Raw genomic sequence first — 17,412 nt, 5'->3', positions numbered from 1 at the left:
GGTATGGCAGTTTCAAACGATACAGGAATCTAGTCGCTGTTAGGTACTTATAGCGATTGATTATGAGAGTGTTAATGCAAAAGCAACACTTACACTTTCACACGAAGTGTTATTTGCTTGTGATGAAAGGGGTAGTCTGGACGTCAATAGTGAATTAATTGTTATTATATTTCTCCAACATTTCTTTTTCAGCTTCTCGAACTATTTTTTGTTGAGCTGGTACACAGATTGTTACTAATGCAATGAATATAGAGAAAAGACCAATTGCATTTGAAGAATTAATAAAGCTCCAGTTAACTATATAAGCTTGAACTTTTTTCAAAACTGGCACTTCTGTAAAGATTGATAATTTAAAAACTAAAAAGCAAAAATAAATATAAAAAACATAAACAATGAGATTTATTCCATAACTTATCATTAAGTATGCCTTTTGTTTTTCTAACGATATGTAAGGAGATAATTTTTTTAAAGATATTTCTATTTGAGCCGGATTTTTCCCCTCAAAAGGAAAAACTTTTTTCATACGCCAGTAGAATAAAAATTTTACTGTGATTTTGATAACTAAAAATCCTATAATAAAGAAGATAATCATCCAACATGCAGTAACAATTTCTATGAAAATATTTACTTGTTGCATTAGAGATAAAATAATGATTAATCCAAATACCACTAATATAAGAAACAAAAGTGCTAAATATATCTTGAAAGTAGCAATATAATTAAATTTCTTACAACGAAAACAAAATACAGCTAGTTGCAGTATAAAAGTAATTACCAATAACAACATTACAATATACCGAATATCTACTGTAATGAACGGAATACATACAATGATTACGAAAAAAGCCTGCAACAAGACGTTCCACAATTCCAAATTTGACAAAAATTCAATACCACATAACATTTTTATTTGTTTTTTTGATTTAGACACTTTTCTATTTCCATCCCCTATATATAAATATATATATTACAAAAAAACTATAACATCTATTCTATCCCTTCTACCATCATATCAATCTTATAAATAAAATCTGTTTTATTTTAATATTATTTTTTAGGAATTTAGTCTCTTGACCATTGTTACATATGACTTTAGTGAATCTCCTTAATTTGCAAAAAAACACAACATGTAGTAATGTTTGTTTTATAAGTACACTTTATGATGTGTTTTTAGGAGGGAGGAACAACGATAGGTGATAATCTCTTAGGTAAAGTCTGCAGGTATGCCATTGGAAATACCGAATGGTTGAAAAAGTGAATATGGTAAGAATTTTCCTGTGGAAGAGATGTGCCGAAGGCTAACGAATCTTCGAAATTAATACTCGACAGAAAAACAGTTTAGAAATAAATCGGACATGAAATTCCTTGGTAACTTGTCCATACAGGAAAATTACTTCCCATATAAACAGAGAAGGGATGTTACGAACTATACTGATTAATGGATTACCTGTGGTTCAATAAAGTAATGTCTATCCGTTTTGGACAACCTGGTATAAATTCGAAGGAGTAAGGACAATTCAGTTTTAAATTACCTTGCTTTGAGGAGCAACAAGGGAAATACAATATGAGAGTTGAATTTATATATGAAGCTTTTATTAGCTTTTTGGAGGGGTTTTATGCACGAATATACAGTAATTAGCCACCCGAGACATAAGATATTATTTTATCTTGCATTAATGTCGGTTGGATTAACTTCTATTTTATCATTGCTGTTTAACAAAATCATTGCGTTTATTTTACCAACATTCATGTTGTCCTTTAGTGTAAGTATTTTTACAGTTTTTCTAATTTTTTATTGGTTATTCAATCATTTTTTTTGGAAGAACAAGTTTTTTTCTAAAACAATGAAATTTCCTAATCTATCAGGTAAGTGGGATTGTGACGCAATCTCGAATAACATAGCACTGCAACAAGAATTTCCTTGGAAAGGATCAATAACAATTACACAGTCATGGGATAAAATATTAATAATTTTAAAGACTACAACTTCCACTTCTGAATCAAAAAGTGTAGTCGGTGGAATTAATTATGTTGAAGGTAAAGGATATGAAGTTTCATATCACTACAATAATACTCCAAATATAGCGGAGGCAGAGTTGAAAAAACATGAAGGTTTTTGTGTACTCTGTTTTTCAGAAGATTTAAAAACAGCTGAGGGATATTATTTTAACAATATAAAAGAGCGTACATCTTATGGAGTGATGAAATTAAGAAAAGAGGCTGCTGAATGACAAAATTAAACTATGAAAAAAGACTTAGTGATTTAAAGAATCGAAGACAAGAATATATTTTTTATAAAAGTACAACGGATTTTGAAAGATTCGAACCTATTACTGAATCATATGAGTTATATACTGTAGCTGAAAGTTTCAAATATGCATTAGGGGCAATGCAAGCAGTTGATAAAACTTACACAGATAATACATTCAAAACAGGTGATCGTATTAAAAATCAGCTTCAGAGATTAGAGAACGAAGGTCATAGTTTATCATTTAGGTATCAAGGATCTGTAACAAATAATACTCATATTCGTTCCCACAGTGATATCGATTTATTAGCCATAACAGACAAGTTTTATACACTTGAGCCACCACAAAAACCATCTAATCCTTACCAAGGAAATCCAACCGATGAATTATATAAATTGAGATTAGATTCTATTTGTTTACTAGAAAATGCTTTCCCTGCTGTAAATGTAGATACTTCAGGAGCCAAGTCTATTTCATTAGAAGGGGGCTCTTTAAGTAGAAAGGTCGATGTTGTACCTAGTAATTGGTATGATACAACTGAATACACTTCGCGGCAAGATGAGACTTACAGAGGAATTATGGTTCTTGATAGTCAAAAGATGGTTCGAATTACAAATACGCCTTTTTTCCATAATTACTTACTAAAAACAAAAGATGATGCCTCATTGCAAAACTTTAAAAAAATAGTGCGCTTATTGAAAACTTTAAAAGCTGATGCAGAAAAAGAAATTAATTTAAGCAGTTATGATTTAGCAGCTATTCCTTTCCATATGGAATCATCAACCTATGTACAGTCCAATACGCCTTTGACATTAATTGAAAAAGCATTATTTTTCTTGATGGATCTTTGTAATAATGACGATAAAAGAAACAGCCTGTATGTTCCTGATCATTCCAGAAAAATTTTCGAAAAAGCAAAACTAGTAGATTTACAAAGAATAACTTTAGAATTAGAAGATTTATATTCCGATATTTTAAAGGAGCAAAAAACTTCTATATTTAATTAAACCATCCTTATATAGAAAAATAGAAATAGATAGACCTCTATAATTAACGTTTTAGAGGTCTTAAAAATGGATGGCAGAAGGGGAACGAGACAGAATTCGAAGACTGCAGCGTGAAGGAACTGATGTGGCTATACAAAATCGTACAGTATTTGGCCGTCCTAAGGTTACGGTTACTGAGGAATTCAAACATGAATATGATCGCCGGAAAACAAAAGAGATAACCTCTGTAAAAGCCATGAAGGAAATCGGTGTGAAAAAGAACGCTTTTTATAAATTGGCAAAGAGATGAATTCCTAAATCCCTAATTAGCTATACTTAATATGTTTATTGAACTACTCAACTAAAAAAGATATAATCACCAAAAAGGAGGAAAAAATGGAATATTATACATCTATTTTAAAATCAAGTGATGAAGATAACTGTGTATCATTTAATTGCCCTCACTGTCACGAACGATTTAAGTTAGAAATGAATGAGTTTGAAGAATTTGAAGGCAATATAATTTATTGTCCAAGTTGTGGCTTAAATGATGAAATTGATGCATTTTGTTCTGATGATTTAATAGAAGCAGCAGAGATTGAAGCAACTAATCTAGTTAAAGATTATTTAAACGATATGTTTAAAGGATTAAGTAAAAAAAGTTCTAAAAATGTTCGTATAAAGACCACACCATTAATAAAGGACAGTTCACCAACCTTGTACGAAAAAGATGACCTTGAACTATTTAAAACGAACTGTTGTGATAGGGTTATTAAAATAAATCCAATTTCGTATTCAATAAAACCATATTGCCCTTATTGCGGAGGTGTTTCATAACTATGATTATTGACCATAAAGGCTTTAACATTACTAGTTTGAAATTTAGAGACGTTTCATCTAGTTTATTAAACGTTACAAATGATGTAGAGGCTGATAGAGCTTTAAAAAAGTTTTTATACTTCGTTAATAACGAGCCTTTGGTTTATGATTTTATAGCGAGACATAATATAATAACCTTTGACATAAAAGAACTAACGGAAAATTTAGATTATAGCAAATTTTATATTCCACTTGATGACAGCGAAGAAGTGGCTTTTATTTATCAACTTCTACACTATGTTAGTGATAACAATATTCGTTATTCATCAATTGCATTTGGATATGGAACGTCAAATAAATTTCGCGATATGATTCGAGAATTTAATCGGGAAGTTACTCAAATTCTATATAGTCGTATAAATAGGTATTTGAGGGAGCTGGAAATCGAAATGGGATTAAACGAAAAGCAAGGTGGTATTGTAATTAATCAAGGTCCAAACGGACAATTAATTATGGCTAAACACGGAGATGTACAAGCAACTCAAAATAACACTGCAACTAGCAATGATGAATTACTAGGAATTATTCAGACACTTATTGCAGAGTTAAAGACGAATCCAATTGGTGAAGTTGAACTACAAGAAGATATTTTAGATGATTTGATGGATATTGCTGGCGCCACGCAAAATGGGGAACGGCCCAGAAAAAGTTTGATTCGTAGAACTTTGGAGAAACTCAAATCTGTTAATGAATTTTCAGCAGAAGGTACAATACTTGCACTTAATACTCAACGCTTAATCTCTTATCTGGCGCAACTACAAATTCCTATGTAATAAATATTTGTAGTATTTTATAAAAAAGATTGTTCATTTAAAACAAAGTTCGATTATTTAAAATAAAGTTTGATTAAAAATTTCTGTGTTGTGTTAATAAGCAGGATTTTTCTTATGCCACAATCGAGCGCGATTGTTGATGAAGGAACACTAAAATAATCAAGTAAATCACCATGAAAGCATCTAGCTTGAACAATCTTTTTCAAAATGAATGCTTTTATTTATGGCTATATAAGGGTTAAAGAGCAACATATAAAAATAGTTATTTTCAATGGGTGAATTTAAATCACTTCTATTATATATACTCTCCAAACAACTCCGGTTTCCAACTATGAATAGCATGGTTTTCTTTTGCGAATACTTTCTCTAAATAGATTTCTGTTGTTTCTAATTATTCAAATCACAACGGTTTCAGAATGTCGTAATTAACGCAAATTACCCCGGCTACCGCAATCATATATCGATACAAAAAAAGGTCAACCAGAAATATAAAATGTACCCTATAGAGTAGACACTTAAAAAAAGGTCTGCCCTATAGGGTACTTTTATTATTATAATGGAATAAAAAATTGGGAAATCGGAGAATAAACAAATGCCAAGAAAATTCTTTAATGATATAGAAATAAAAAGCCTGTCCAATAATCCTTATGTTAAATCTGTTAGTTCGAAGGGTATTACGTATACAGATGAGTTTAAGAGAATTCTTATAGCTGAAAGTAATAGCGGAAAACTGCCAAGAACGATATTTGAGGAGAATGGTTTTGATATTGAAGTACTTGGTATAGTTAGAGTACAAAGGGCAGCTTCTAGATGGCGTACTGCTTATAAAAAAGAAGGAGTATTGGGACTTCAAGATACACGTAGAGGAAATTCGGGGAGACCAACTCAAAAGGAGCTTTCACTAGAAGAAAAGAATGCTAGATTAGAAGCACAAATTCAATTGTTGAGAGCTGAAAACGAGTTATTAAAAAAGTTAGACATGATGGAAAGGGGGCTGAAGAACGAGTAAAAGTATCTGCCGAATCGAAGTTTCTTTTAATTCGATCAGTTATTGAAAAGTACGAACTTAAAAACATGGTGTTTTTTTTATGTGAGATTTCAGGAGTGTCACGCTCTGGTTATTATAATTACTTTTCTTCAGAATCACGAGAAAGAAGAGATCAGCGAGAGAAAAAAGATTTGATTATAAAAGAAAATATCTTGAAAGCTTTTCACTTTAAACGACGCAGTAAAGGTGCTCGTTCGATTAAGATGACGTTAGAAGGACAATTTCATATTACATACAATTTAAAACGAATCCGAAGGATCATGAAGAAGTACAAGATTGTATGCCCTATTAGAAGGGCCAATCCTTATAAGAAGATGTTGAAAGCTACCCAAGAACACTCGGTACTGCCGAATTTACTAAATCGAGAATTCAAACAAGAAATTCCAGGGAAAGTCTTGCTTACTGACATTACTTATTTATATTACGGAGAGGGAAAAAAGGCTTATTTGTCTACTATTAAAGATAGTTCTACGAATGAAATATTGGCCTATAACGTTTCCAATCGACTAACACTAGATTTAGCTACTGATACATTAATAAAGTTAAAGAAGAATAAACGAGTTAAGTTTGCTAATGGTGCCTTTATTCACTCAGATCAAGGAAGCCACTATACTAGTCCAACTTTTCAAAAACACGTAAAAAAACTAGGGTTAGGGCAATCAATGTCTAGAAGAGGAAACTGTTGGGACAACGCTCCACAGGAATCTTTCTTTGGCCATTTTAAAGATGAAACATATATAAAACAGTGTAATTCATTAGAAGAACTTAAAAAGGAAATAAAAAATTATATGACATACTATAATAATTTCAGATATCAATGGAACTTAAAGAAGATGACTCCTGTTGAATACAGAAATCATCTTCACAATGTGGCATGACCTTTATTAAAATTGTCCTTTACAAAGGGTACACTTTAATATGTGGCTGACCTTATAATACGAACGGGTGCTTTAGTTGAACAACAGGCTGCCTATAAGGCAACTTTTTTACTTCCTGATTCGGATGTGGATGTTATATCAACTGATGAAGAAATCAAATTTTAGAGTGTTATATTTCTTATACCATGTTAAAATTATTTGAAAACAAAAATAAATTAGATTGATATATTCCAAACCATTTGGGGTGTACTGTTCCGCAATTTAATATTAAAGGTAGGGAAAATGATGAAATTTGAGATTATGCGCCACCGTTTATTAGATGGATTGAACGATGTCATGAAAGCAGTCAGTTCGAAAACAACAATACCTATTTTGACTGGGATTAAATTAGAGGTTACAGAAGAAGGATTACGCTTAACAGGCGGTAATTCTGATATCACCATTCAAACATTTATTCGTGCCGAAGAAAATGGTGAACAAGTCATTCGGGTTATTGAAGAAGGGAGCATTGTTGTTCAAGCACGCATGTTCTATGAAATCGTACGTAAGCTGCCAACGAGTTATGTAGAAATTGAAGTCAACGCTCATTTCCATACACATATTCGTTCAGGGAAATCTGAATTTCATATCATTGGACAGGATTCTTCAGAATATCCACTACTTCCAGAAATTCAAGATAACCGGCAGTTTGCTATCCCAGCAGATCTCTTGAAATCACTTGTGCATGAAACCGTGTTTGCAATATCTACTTCTGAAAGTCGTCCCATTTTGACTGGGGTTCATTGGTCTTTGAAAAATGGAGAGCTAGTATGTGTAGCTACAGACAGTCACCGTCTGGCGCGCCGTAAAATGACATTGGAGCAACTTCCGATAGGAGAATTTAGCTCGGTGATTCCAGGAAAGAGTTTGAGTGAGCTAAGTAAAATTATTGGTGACTCCACACAATCAGTACATGTCATAATGACAAATCAACAAGTGCTATTTAAAACATCGAATGTATTGTTTTACTCACGTTTACTAGAAGGCAACTATCCTGATACGTCACGTTTAATTCCAACTGAATATAAAACGACAGTTACCATGGATGGAAAAGCATTGTATCAAGCAATCGATCGAGCCTCTCTAGTGGCACGAGAGGAACGGAATAATATTGTTCAATTTACATCTTTAGGAGACAATGTCGTTGAGATTTCCTCTAGCTCAGCTGAAGTTGGTACAGTGGAGGAAGAAATTTCGACCACATTGATTGAAGGGGAAGAGTTGAAAATTTCGTTCAGTGCGAAATATATGATGGATGCCTTAAAAGCAGTGGGGGGGCATGATGTAAAAGTCCAATTTACTGGTGTTATGCGTCCTTTCACACTAAAATCTGTTCATGATGATTCCGTTTTGCAGCTAATTGTTCCAGTGCGTACATATTAAACTCCTAAAGACGGTTTATCCCTAGCCAGGGTTAAACCGTCTTTTTCGATGTTCAATATGACTTCTTTTTGTCTGTGACAATACCGGATTGCCGCAACTATTGATTAGTTTGTTATTCAACTAACAGGTACTTTAGTAAAGTTTATCGGGTTGCTTAAGCAGCTCTTTTTTCTTATTGAACAAACGCAGTGTTAACTTAGGTCCATCTTTAAAATTAGTTAGAAACATCTAAAACATTACATTTAATTTATTTATAGGAGGAAATTAAATGTTCAATCAAAAAAGAATACGAGATTACGGAGTGGAGATTGGTCGATTTTTTCCCAATTGTGTATGGATTGTTATTCCTTCTCTTATCATTTTCGCATTGTAATATATCAATAATTCGAATTCTTATACATTAGTAGGATTGTTGAATGATGATAAAATAGAAAATCCTTATGAAGAACTCTTCGCTAACTATAAAATATAAAATGGGTTGCTAAGCCCGTCTTTCGACCCTGCTCGACTTGTAGGTCTCGCAGTCAAGCTCCCTTCTGCCTTTACACTCTTCGAATGATTTCCAACCATTCTGAGTGACCATTGGGTGCGATGAGCGACGTCGAGGTGCCAAACTTCCCCGTCGATGTGGACTCTTGGGGGGAGATAAGCCTGTTATCCCCAGGGTAGCTTTTATCCGTTGAGCAATGGCCCTTCCATGCGGAACCACCGGATTTATAGTACCTATGAAGATGCAGGCTACCCGTGACAGGATGCTCTTGTTGGGACAATTTTTGCGATATCTTAAACGATATTACGACCTTTCTTACCGTTATCAGATATAGATTATGACATTTGGTCAGGAATTAGTTTACATGAAATTGCTCATGTAGCCCTAGCTACAGCACTAGGGGGACCAAATGCATTAGCTATTGGTTTTTTTATATGATTATTTTGCGGGGTGGGGGGACCTTTCAAATTGAACTAATACAACAGTTTAGTGCTTTAGTAAAAATCAGACATCAAAATACAATGAGGTTGGAAATATATTGCCTATGGGATTGCCGAGAGCATTGACAGCAACATCAAATTTTAACAGCAAGCAAAGAAAGTCACTCGTTAGCGAGGGCACTGAAAAACTTACGTTTTTAAATTCGTATTGGTTTTTCAAACAAAAATAGGCAAATTTTTGTTCGATTTTGAACAAGAAATTGCCTATTTTTTTGATCCTTTCTATTCTTTTTCTTTTAATAATGTGAGTATTCGCTTGAGATTGACCGCAAACATCGCTGTGGCACCTTGTATTTCCATGCCAAATAGACCCGCAGATGATGCCGTATCGTACCCGTGTCCATGTTTTAATTCGCTATTCTTCGCTTCAATTTTATAGCGTGTTTTGGCAATTTCTTTAAATTCAGTTGTCTGTTGAAATGCCTCTTGCTCGGTGTGTTCAGTTGATTTAATCGACACTGAGTACGTTTTACTTTTTGCCCCCTCTTTATAACATCCCTCTCGCATCGGGCAGGCTTTGCACTTTTCGATATCAAAATAATACTTCTGGCTTTGATTTTTGTTCGTTCCTTTTTTACCAGTGCGTGCTTTTCGGGTAGCGAGGTGACCTGCTTTACAAACAAACATACCTGCATCTTTATTAAACTCAAACTTATCTTCTTCTCTACGTGGACCTTGTGTAAGAATTGGGTTCAACTTTGCGACGAGCGCCATTTCATTTTCTTTAGCGTATTCGATATTTGCCTTTTCAGAGTAAGCAGAGTCCCCAATTACCGTATCAATTTCCATACCTGTCTGTGGACTTTTTTCAATTAACTCTTGAAGATATTTCCCATCGCTTTTTTCCCCTGTTGTCACAATCGCAGCGGTAATGATTCGTTCGTCACTCATGGCGATATGTGTTTTGAAACCGAAGAAAGAAGAATCGGCCGTTTTATGGCCAACACGTGCATCGTCATCTGCCGAATAGTGAAGCTGTTCGTGATAATCTTCCACAACTTCTTTTAAAACATTTAATTTTTCTTTTACAGCGGGAATATGGGCGATTTTTGGTTCGTTTTCGATGACGGTGATAACTTCTTCACAATAGGCCACTTCATCTACTACTTCGTTAGAAGTGGTTTTCGGTGGGAATTTTTCTTTCATGGTTTCATCAAATTAATAAACAGCTTTTCGAACGTTTTTGGATTTCTCTTGTAAAAATTCTTTCGGAGATTTTTGATTATAACGTGCTTTTGTATGCGTGGCATCCACAATAATGGTTTTACTTTGGATAATTTTCTTCTCAAGAGCGATTTCAACTGTTTTCCCAATAAGCAAGTCTAATAAGACTACGTCTTTGAGACGAAGTCTTCGGAATTTTGTGAGTGAACTTGGATTGATTACTGGGTCTTCTGGTGACATATCTAAGAAATACTTAAATGACATATCGTATTTTGAACGTTCCACTAAGTCGACGTCTGATACATCATGAATAGCCTTTAATAATAAATATTTAAACATACGAATTGGAGGAATCGCATTACGGCCATTGTCTAGACAGTACTTTGTTTTCAATTCCTCTAATATGAATGTAAAATCTACTAGCTCATTAATCTGACGAAGCATATTATCTTTTGGAATGACAATATTGTAAATCACCATGAAAGGACTTAAGTTAAGCGTTTCTTGGTTTGAAATCATCTGGAACACCACCTGCATTTTATAATTCTATTATAAATGAAAAAAGCGAGATATTCGTCGATTTAAACGTCTTATACCTCGATAAATTAAACTATCTGGACTTTTTCAGTGCCCTCCTCGTTAGCGGGTGGCTTTTTTCTATTAACGAAAAAGGAGAAATGAAACCATGTTGAATATATAGTTTGTCGGCGTGGAGGGCGGCGCTATTCCCAATCATGAAAAGATTGAGTTTGGCAAAGCGGGCGCGTTGACGCATGAAACGGAATTAAAGTACCGCGAAGACCAAAAACTGCAACTGTAGAATTCTTTGTGATCGGCGAAGATGAGCAGGATTTATACAAAGGGATCTTTAATTTCGGCTCCTACGATTATACGAATATCTATCATCAAATCAAACATAAATCTTCAAGGATCCGTGTAGACAAGGAAAGACAGGTGGATACACTTTACCTGCTGGAGCAACTGGAAAAACTTACGCCAGAAGAATTCAAAAAAGAAGAAAAAGTGGCAAAGGGTTTCTATTTATGCCCTGGCTGGTTTTTTGGGGGCTTTTAGTCTGTTCCTTGGATTTTTTTCTGCTTCAGAAAGCGTAGTATGAGCAGACTCTGGACGAGGGTAGGGGCATTGTGAAACAGAAGGAAGCTGTTATTGAAAGTTACGAATACGGGTCCTCGGTGAAGAGGAGACGTTTCTGAAATCCCTCGAGGCGCAAAAAGAGCTGACTGAAAATCAGAAGCGGATTCTGACTAATGTTTATCTGGAGAACCGAATATGAGAAAGCGGTCCAGGTCTTGGGCGATACGGTTTATGTCGAAACATTGATTATGAAAAATGAAGCTTTAAGTGAAGAGGAAAAGATTAAGAAAATCAAAGCGTTCAATCAACTTTATCCGACGAACGAGACTCGCTTCGATTTGGCTTTCTACGAAGAAGATTACAAACTGATGATGAACCTGCCTTCCATCAGCGCCAGCCAAGCTATGCGTTGATGTCGAAGATGTTGGCTTAGGCGTTTGAACGCCCAAATCCTGAAAACGAGCCCGTCCTCCATTTTGATCAAAACTGGCATTACAAGAATCAGAATACATTGGCTAACCGGTGCATCACTCAAAGCATGTCCCGCTAAAGCAACTGTTTAGAAAAAGTAGTCATAGAGAATTTTTTTGGCATTTTGAAGACCGAACTGCTTTATCTACAAGAATTCGATAGCATCGAACACTTTCTAACAGAACTGGATGACTACATCGGGTACTACAACGAAAAACGGATAAAAACAAAATTAAAAGACATGAGCCCAGTAGCATAGGGACACATGTCTTTAAGGTAGCTTAATTTTCATGTTTAACTTTTTGAGTCAGTTAAATTAAGGCGCTTTATAAAAGTGTCCGCAATTTAAGGGAGTTCAAAAAAAGAAATAGAAATGTTCTTTTTTATAGAACAAATTTATAATCTATTACTTTAATAAAGAATAAAAAAAGAATTATTTTAATAATTTATAGAGATTTTAAATCTTTAATATATTTTTTTATAGTACTTCCTAGAAGTTCTATTCCAGTTTCAATTTGGTCATGTGAAAAATTCGTGAAATTAAGTCTTATACAATTTTTAGCTATCAAAGGATTAGTAGCGCAAAAAACTTCTCCTGGTAAAAAAGCAACTTTAACTTCTGAAAGAGTAAGTTTTAATAGATCTAAAGAATTTACTTCATTTGGGAGTCTTACCCAAATGAACATTCCGTTGGAAGGAATTTCAAATTCAATAGAAGAAGGGAAGTGGGAATTTATAGCCCTAACCATAGTATTACGAAGAGCACTATACTCTTCGTTTATTTTATCGATGTGTTCGAAGATATCATTTTCTTTAAGGTATTTAGATATTAAATGTTGACTCAATGTAGACGTATTTAAATCGCTACTATCTTTTAATATATCGAGTTTATCTATTATATTTTCTGGTGCTACAACCCATCCAGTACGAAGGCTGGGGGCAAGAATTTTTGAAAAAGAACCTACATAAAAAATCCAATCGTTTTCAAATGAACGTAATGGAGAATGGTCAGTACCATCATAGTTGAGAAAACCATAGGGGTCATCTTCAATAATTGGAAACGAATATTTTTTAGCTAATAATGCGAGCTTTTTTTTCTTTTCAAATGATAAATTAATTCCTAAAGGGTTATGTCCATTTGAAATAGTATATAAAAGAGAAGGCTGTAATCCATTACTTAACAAATCTTCTAAAGCATCCACATCTATACCTTCAGCATCGGTGCTGGGCACAGAAATAAGTTTAGTATTGTAGGGTTTGATAGTTTGTAAGAATTCAGTGAAAATAATTTCTTCACTTACAACTGTTCCTTGGTTTGACAATAATAAATTTACCAATAAGCTAACACCTTGCTGAGCGCCATGTGTTAACAAGATTTGATTTTCATTACATTCTACTCCTCTTTTTTCCATAATCTTAACAATCATTTTTTTTAAATCCAGTGAAGGACTCTCATATTGAAAATATTTTCTTTCATTCAAAAGCTCCTGTCCTATCTTACTAAACGATTCGGAGGGAAATAATTTGGTATTAGGTAGACCTAACCCGAAAGATAGATTCTCTGGGTTTCTTAACTCTATTAGAGTATTTTGAAGAGCTGATCTTTGTAAATGAGAAAATTTTTCTGAAAAATCTTGTGTATTGTTAATTTTTTCCTCTTGTAACATTTTAAAATACCTCAACTTTCATTATGTATTTCAATTTTAAATTTTATGCTTTAATTAATTTTTCGTTATCAGAAAATTTTATATCCCCTTTTTCATTTGAATCTTTTAAAATTAATGCGGCAGAAAATGTAATGATTGCAGTTAAAATAATATACCCACTAATAGCGTATATACTTCCAATTTCGTGTAGTAGTATTGTACAAATTAAAGGAGCGATTCCCCCTGACAGTATTGCTCCTATTTGAGAACCAAGAGAAACTCCGCTGTATCTTAAGTGTGTTGGAAAGTTATTTGCTACAAAAGCTCCTTGAGGACCAACTTGCATACTATGAGGGATCATAGCAATAAGGGTAGCTGAAAGAATAATCAGGTAATTACCGGAATCAACCAAAATAATATACGGAATAGCCCATAAAAAAGTAATAAAAACTCCTAATAAATAAATTCTTTTTATGCCATATCTATCTGCTAAATAGCCAAATAGAGGAATACTAAAAATCATAAAAATACTTGCAAAACTGTTAATGTTAAGTAAAGATTGCTTGTTAAATTGGAAGTTTTCTAGTGCATAATTCATCATTAACACTGTATAAACGTAAAAAGGCCCATTTTCCGACATTCTTATAAAAGCCGTTAATATAACTTCTTTGGGGTGTTTTTTTAAAACCTCAAAAATTGGATATCGTGATATAGTGCTTTTCGATAAAGCAGTTTCGAATTTTGGTGTTTCTGGTATTTTTATTCTTATAACATAGGCAATTACTAATAATAAAGCGCTTAATAAAAAGGGTATACGCCATCCCCAAGTATAGAGACCGTCTCCAGAAATGTAGGTAACAAGAGAAAATACAAGGGAGGCAAGTAATAGACCAATTGCAACTCCCATTTGTGGCCAACTTCCTTTGAGGGCTTGGTTTTTTTTCTTTCCCCACTCCATTGATAGTAGGATTGACCCTCCCCATTCTCCTCCAACTCCCACACCTTGTACAAACCTTAAAAAAATTAATAATGTCGGTGCCCAAACACCAATAATTTCATAAGAAGGCAATAATCCAATGGCAAAACTACTTATCCCCATTAAAAGAATAGTATATACAAGAGTACTTTTTCTTCCTATACGATCTCCTAAATGACCAAAGATAATAGCTCCAAAAGGTCGTGCTAAAAAGCCGATTGCAAGAGTCCCAAAAGATTGTAAAGTTCCTAGATATGTACTAGATTCAGGAAAAAAAATGTGAGGAAAAATTATAGCAGCTGCAGTGGCATATAAAAAGAAATCGTAAAATTCAATTACAGTCCCTACGGTAGCAGCTAATGATGCTCTCTTTCCTATTTTCTCGTTCTGTGTTTCTTTTACAACCATATTCTTCATTTTTCCTCTCCTTATTAACGAAATTTTAGTTCTAGTTTAATCTTTCTGAATTCTAAAACCAACTTCTTTATAATAAAGATAATATTGAATAAAAACAAGAACATTTTTCAAAAAATATAATAAGTTACTTCAATTTCATATTATTACCTATTTAGTAAACTCACATATTAAATTAATAAAGAGATATAGAAAAAGACTTTGTAGATGGTTTTTATAAGAAGCATAATCTCCGTAGTATCTCCAAGGTATTTTTTATTTTTTAATTTTTTAAGAAAAGGTGTTTCGTTACTATAAATTTGTCTAGAAGATAGAATTAATTCCAGATTTCCTACATTTAAAAAAATCGGTGAGATATGAGAAAAAAGAGACAACAGCTAACAGAAACCCGCATGAGGAGGACTTTTAAAAACGTCCCTATACAGTGTGGCAATATAATGATTAAAGGTATCCAAAATAACGAATATAAAATAACAATAATTTATAGCAATTTGATTATTACAAAAGCTAATATCAAATCCCAATTACAGTTAAAATAATTTGATAAAACAATCGGGAAATATATTACTTGCTATTAGTTATCTTCCTAGATTGATTCCAAGTATGTTATAAAAAGTAATTGAACATAAATTATTTGAAAAGAAAAGTTTTATTGCATTATGAGAAATTTAACGATTTCTGATGAAGTATATTAGCTAAATTTAAAAAAACTGTAGATATGAACTACTCGGTATAATATTGACTAGCCAATGAGAAAAATTTACAAGGAAACCCGCTGACTAAAATTTTGATTCAATTACATTAGGTTAAAGAAAAATTAAAAGACATAAATCCAATAGAATAAAGAATTCATGCCTTACTAAAAGAATAGATTTTCTATAGTTAAACTTTTTAAGATTTTTTCAATTAATTTTTCATCTATTTCAAATTATTAGATCGACCTTCTAAAGTGGGAGTTGCTTTGAAATCTTTCTCTATATTAACCTTATTTGGTGTTTCGGCATTTTCTATGTCTTCAATATTCATTTTGACTGCTAATAATAAATTGAAAAAACGTATAGAGCCTGATAGAACAAATACAACTAAAGTACCAAATAATTCTCCAAGTGCCCCCCCGGCAGACGATCCCATTGGAATACTTGCTGATGATACCATTTTTATACTAGCACCAGCTCTTCCTAACATTTCATTAGGAATAATTGATTGCCTTAGCGATTCAGCATAGATATTCCAAAGTACTCCTGCGCTCCCCATTAATACAGTTGCAGAAGCCATGACAAATGGATTTTTGGTTAAAATTATTAAAAAAGGCGGAATAATTTGTACGAATAACGAAAAATACATAATTTTTTTCATGTTGAATTTTTTTCCTAAAGCTGTAGAAAGTAAAGAGGCACTTAATGCCCCAACACTTATACCTGATAAAACAATCCCGATCAATTCTGGTGAAATATTTAATTCTACTTTAAGTCTGTAAAGTAAAACAATTGATATTGCTGCATTTGAAATATTAGAGAAAAACGCCAAAATTGTTAAGGTTCTAACAGTTGGCTGCTTCCACACATATAATATTCCTTCTGCAATATCTTTAGACATAAGATTTTTTTTCTGAGATTTTTTAGGGGAAAAATCTTTCTTTATCATCATTAGAGAAATAATTGAAAGTAAATATGTAGCACAATCAATTAAAAGTAGTAACGATGCACCTAGTTTTATAAGAAGAATTCCAGCTATTGCTGGTCCTATTATTGTGCTAGCAGCAATGCCGGTTTGCATAGCTGAGTTAGCTTGTTTTAATTGATTTTTATTAACTATATTTGGAAGTGAAGCGCCATACGAAGAATCAAAAATAGCGTCACAAAAACTCATTCCTATTCTTACAAAATAAATTAATTCAATAGATATTCCTTTTAAAAAAAGTGTTGATAGTGGAATTAGAAGTAAAAGAAGCAATTTGCCAAGATTAGAAAGCATCATTAAGTGTTTTCTATTATATCTGTCTGCCCATACTCCGGCAGGTAATGAAAGGAGGAGATAAGGTATTAGCCCGGCTGCAATTACAAACCCCATTTGTAAAGCAGATCCAGTTATCTCCAGTATTAACCAAGGTATAGCAAAACTGCTTATTCCACTTCCGAAAGTTGAAACAGTTTGACCACTAATTAAAAGAGTGAAATCTTTATTTTTCCAAATACTACTCATGTTACCCTCCTAATAATTTTGTAAATGAACTAATAAAATTGATCTTAATTGAAAGGGAGATATAAACTTTCTAATTTAGTACTATATAGTTCCTGGATTATTATACTACTTAATAAAAAAAAATTCTAAGTATTTCTAAAAAAGCAATATTATGTTACATTGATATGTATAATTTGAAATAATTACTTTTTTCAACAAAATTCTTTAAGAAAGGAATTG

General features: G+C 33.1%; 15 protein-coding genes and 2 pseudogenes. 12 read left to right on the top strand and 5 right to left on the bottom strand.

The window, feature by feature from the left end:
• Window positions 1-154: 154 nt before the first annotated feature.
• On the bottom strand, window positions 155-931 hold the full coding sequence (locus tag PB01_RS21530; RefSeq protein ID WP_225986083.1) for a hypothetical protein: 777 nt from the start codon (window positions 929-931) through the stop codon (window positions 155-157).
• Window positions 932-1,616: 685 nt separating this feature from the next.
• On the opposite strand from PB01_RS21530, the gene PB01_RS17040 reads away from it, so the two are divergent.
• The 9 genes and pseudogenes from PB01_RS17040 to PB01_RS21515 all read left to right on the top strand — a co-directional run.
• The gene (locus PB01_RS17040) at window positions 1,617-2,231 is read left to right on the top strand and encodes a Cap15 family cyclic dinucleotide receptor domain-containing protein (RefSeq protein ID WP_151701287.1); all 615 of its coding nucleotides are present in this window, start codon (window positions 1,617-1,619) and stop codon (window positions 2,229-2,231) included.
• Complete coding sequence (locus PB01_RS17035; protein WP_151701286.1) at window positions 2,228-3,256, top strand: nucleotidyltransferase-like protein; 1,029 nt, start codon at window positions 2,228-2,230, stop codon at window positions 3,254-3,256. Before PB01_RS17040 ends, PB01_RS17035 begins: the two co-directional genes overlap by 4 nt.
• Before the next feature lie 70 nt (window positions 3,257-3,326).
• On the top strand, window positions 3,327-3,545 hold the full coding sequence (locus tag PB01_RS17030) for a hypothetical protein (RefSeq protein ID WP_151701285.1): 219 nt from the start codon (window positions 3,327-3,329) through the stop codon (window positions 3,543-3,545).
• Window positions 3,546-3,631: 86 nt separating this feature from the next.
• Window positions 3,632-4,072 (top strand): hypothetical protein, encoded by a 441-nt coding sequence (locus PB01_RS17025; protein WP_151701284.1) that lies wholly within the window; start codon window positions 3,632-3,634, stop codon window positions 4,070-4,072.
• 2 nt (window positions 4,073-4,074) lie between these two features.
• Window positions 4,075-4,887 (top strand): hypothetical protein, encoded by an 813-nt coding sequence (locus PB01_RS17020; protein WP_151701283.1) that lies wholly within the window; start codon window positions 4,075-4,077, stop codon window positions 4,885-4,887.
• A gap of 592 nt (window positions 4,888-5,479) precedes the next feature.
• Window positions 5,480-6,813 (top strand): IS3 family transposase gene (locus tag PB01_RS17015; RefSeq protein ID WP_404815091.1). Its coding sequence is split into 2 segments (ribosomal slippage): window positions 5,480-5,887 and window positions 5,890-6,813, totalling 1,332 coding nucleotides; the frame shifts between segments, so codons are not numbered across the junction.
• 42 nt (window positions 6,814-6,855) lie between these two features.
• Window positions 6,856-6,978, top strand: coding sequence for a hypothetical protein (locus tag PB01_RS21685; protein WP_264158158.1), 123 nt, complete (start codon window positions 6,856-6,858; stop codon window positions 6,976-6,978).
• Window positions 6,979-7,098: 120 nt separating this feature from the next.
• Complete coding sequence (dnaN, locus tag PB01_RS17010; RefSeq protein WP_151702097.1) at window positions 7,099-8,235, top strand: DNA polymerase III subunit beta; 1,137 nt, start codon at window positions 7,099-7,101, stop codon at window positions 8,233-8,235.
• A gap of 754 nt (window positions 8,236-8,989) precedes the next feature.
• A pseudogene (locus PB01_RS21515) lies at window positions 8,990-9,151 on the top strand (putative sulfate exporter family transporter); the annotation flags it as partial.
• 296 nt (window positions 9,152-9,447) lie between these two features.
• Here the strand turns inward: PB01_RS21515 and PB01_RS17000 are convergent.
• Window positions 9,448-10,908: pseudogene (locus PB01_RS17000) on the bottom strand (IS1182 family transposase).
• 309 nt (window positions 10,909-11,217) lie between these two features.
• On the opposite strand from PB01_RS17000, the gene PB01_RS16995 reads away from it, so the two are divergent.
• The 3 genes from PB01_RS16995 to PB01_RS21985 all read left to right on the top strand — a co-directional run bounded on the left by PB01_RS16995 (window position 11,218) and on the right by PB01_RS21985 (window position 12,214).
• Window positions 11,218-11,463, top strand: a complete 246-nt coding sequence (locus PB01_RS16995) for a hypothetical protein (RefSeq protein ID WP_151701281.1) — start codon at window positions 11,218-11,220, stop codon at window positions 11,461-11,463.
• A gap of 194 nt (window positions 11,464-11,657) precedes the next feature.
• Window positions 11,658-11,897: a hypothetical protein gene (locus PB01_RS16990; RefSeq protein ID WP_225986082.1), complete on the top strand. Its 240-nt coding sequence runs from the start codon at window positions 11,658-11,660 to the stop codon at window positions 11,895-11,897.
• Window positions 11,898-12,058: 161 nt separating this feature from the next.
• Window positions 12,059-12,214: an IS3 family transposase gene (locus tag PB01_RS21985; protein WP_151702096.1), complete on the top strand. Its 156-nt coding sequence runs from the start codon at window positions 12,059-12,061 to the stop codon at window positions 12,212-12,214.
• A gap of 187 nt (window positions 12,215-12,401) precedes the next feature.
• Here the strand turns inward: PB01_RS21985 and PB01_RS16980 are convergent, their stop codons facing one another.
• The 3 genes from PB01_RS16980 to PB01_RS16970 form a co-directional block, all read right to left on the bottom strand.
• A complete protein-coding gene (locus tag PB01_RS16980; protein WP_151701279.1) occupies window positions 12,402-13,622 on the bottom strand; it encodes an aminotransferase-like domain-containing protein in 1,221 nt (406 codons plus the stop codon).
• A gap of 43 nt (window positions 13,623-13,665) precedes the next feature.
• Window positions 13,666-14,994, bottom strand: a complete 1,329-nt coding sequence (locus PB01_RS16975; protein ID WP_225986081.1) for an MFS transporter — start codon at window positions 14,992-14,994, stop codon at window positions 13,666-13,668.
• A gap of 915 nt (window positions 14,995-15,909) precedes the next feature.
• Window positions 15,910-17,193: an MFS transporter gene (locus tag PB01_RS16970; RefSeq protein WP_151701278.1), complete on the bottom strand. Its 1,284-nt coding sequence runs from the start codon at window positions 17,191-17,193 to the stop codon at window positions 15,910-15,912.
• Window positions 17,194-17,412: the final 219 nt, after the last annotated feature.

The organism is Psychrobacillus glaciei (genome assembly GCF_008973485.1).
Classification (GTDB): domain Bacteria; phylum Bacillota; class Bacilli; order Bacillales_A; family Planococcaceae; genus Psychrobacillus; species Psychrobacillus glaciei.
The sequence above is the reverse complement of the archived record's forward strand: the minus strand, read 5'-3'. Positions and strand labels throughout refer to the sequence as shown.

Coding starts and splice junctions, on each gene's coding strand:
- PB01_RS17040 (WP_151701287.1), top strand. CDS start 1,617: ATGCACGAATATACAGTAATTAGCCACCCGAGACATAAGATATTATTT.
- PB01_RS17035 (WP_151701286.1), top strand. CDS start 2,228: ATGACAAAATTAAACTATGAAAAAAGACTTAGTGATTTAAAGAATCGA.
- PB01_RS17030 (WP_151701285.1), top strand. CDS start 3,327: ATGGCAGAAGGGGAACGAGACAGAATTCGAAGACTGCAGCGTGAAGGA.
- PB01_RS17025 (WP_151701284.1), top strand. CDS start 3,632: ATGGAATATTATACATCTATTTTAAAATCAAGTGATGAAGATAACTGT.
- PB01_RS17020 (WP_151701283.1), top strand. CDS start 4,075: ATGATTATTGACCATAAAGGCTTTAACATTACTAGTTTGAAATTTAGA.
- dnaN (WP_151702097.1), top strand. CDS start 7,099: ATGAAATTTGAGATTATGCGCCACCGTTTATTAGATGGATTGAACGAT.
- PB01_RS16990 (WP_225986082.1), top strand. CDS start 11,658: ATGTTTATCTGGAGAACCGAATATGAGAAAGCGGTCCAGGTCTTGGGC.
- PB01_RS16980 (WP_151701279.1), bottom strand. CDS start 13,622: ATGTTACAAGAGGAAAAAATTAACAATACACAAGATTTTTCAGAAAAA.
- PB01_RS16975 (WP_225986081.1), bottom strand. CDS start 14,994: ATGAAGAATATGGTTGTAAAAGAAACACAGAACGAGAAAATAGGAAAG.
- PB01_RS16970 (WP_151701278.1), bottom strand. CDS start 17,193: ATGAGTAGTATTTGGAAAAATAAAGATTTCACTCTTTTAATTAGTGGT.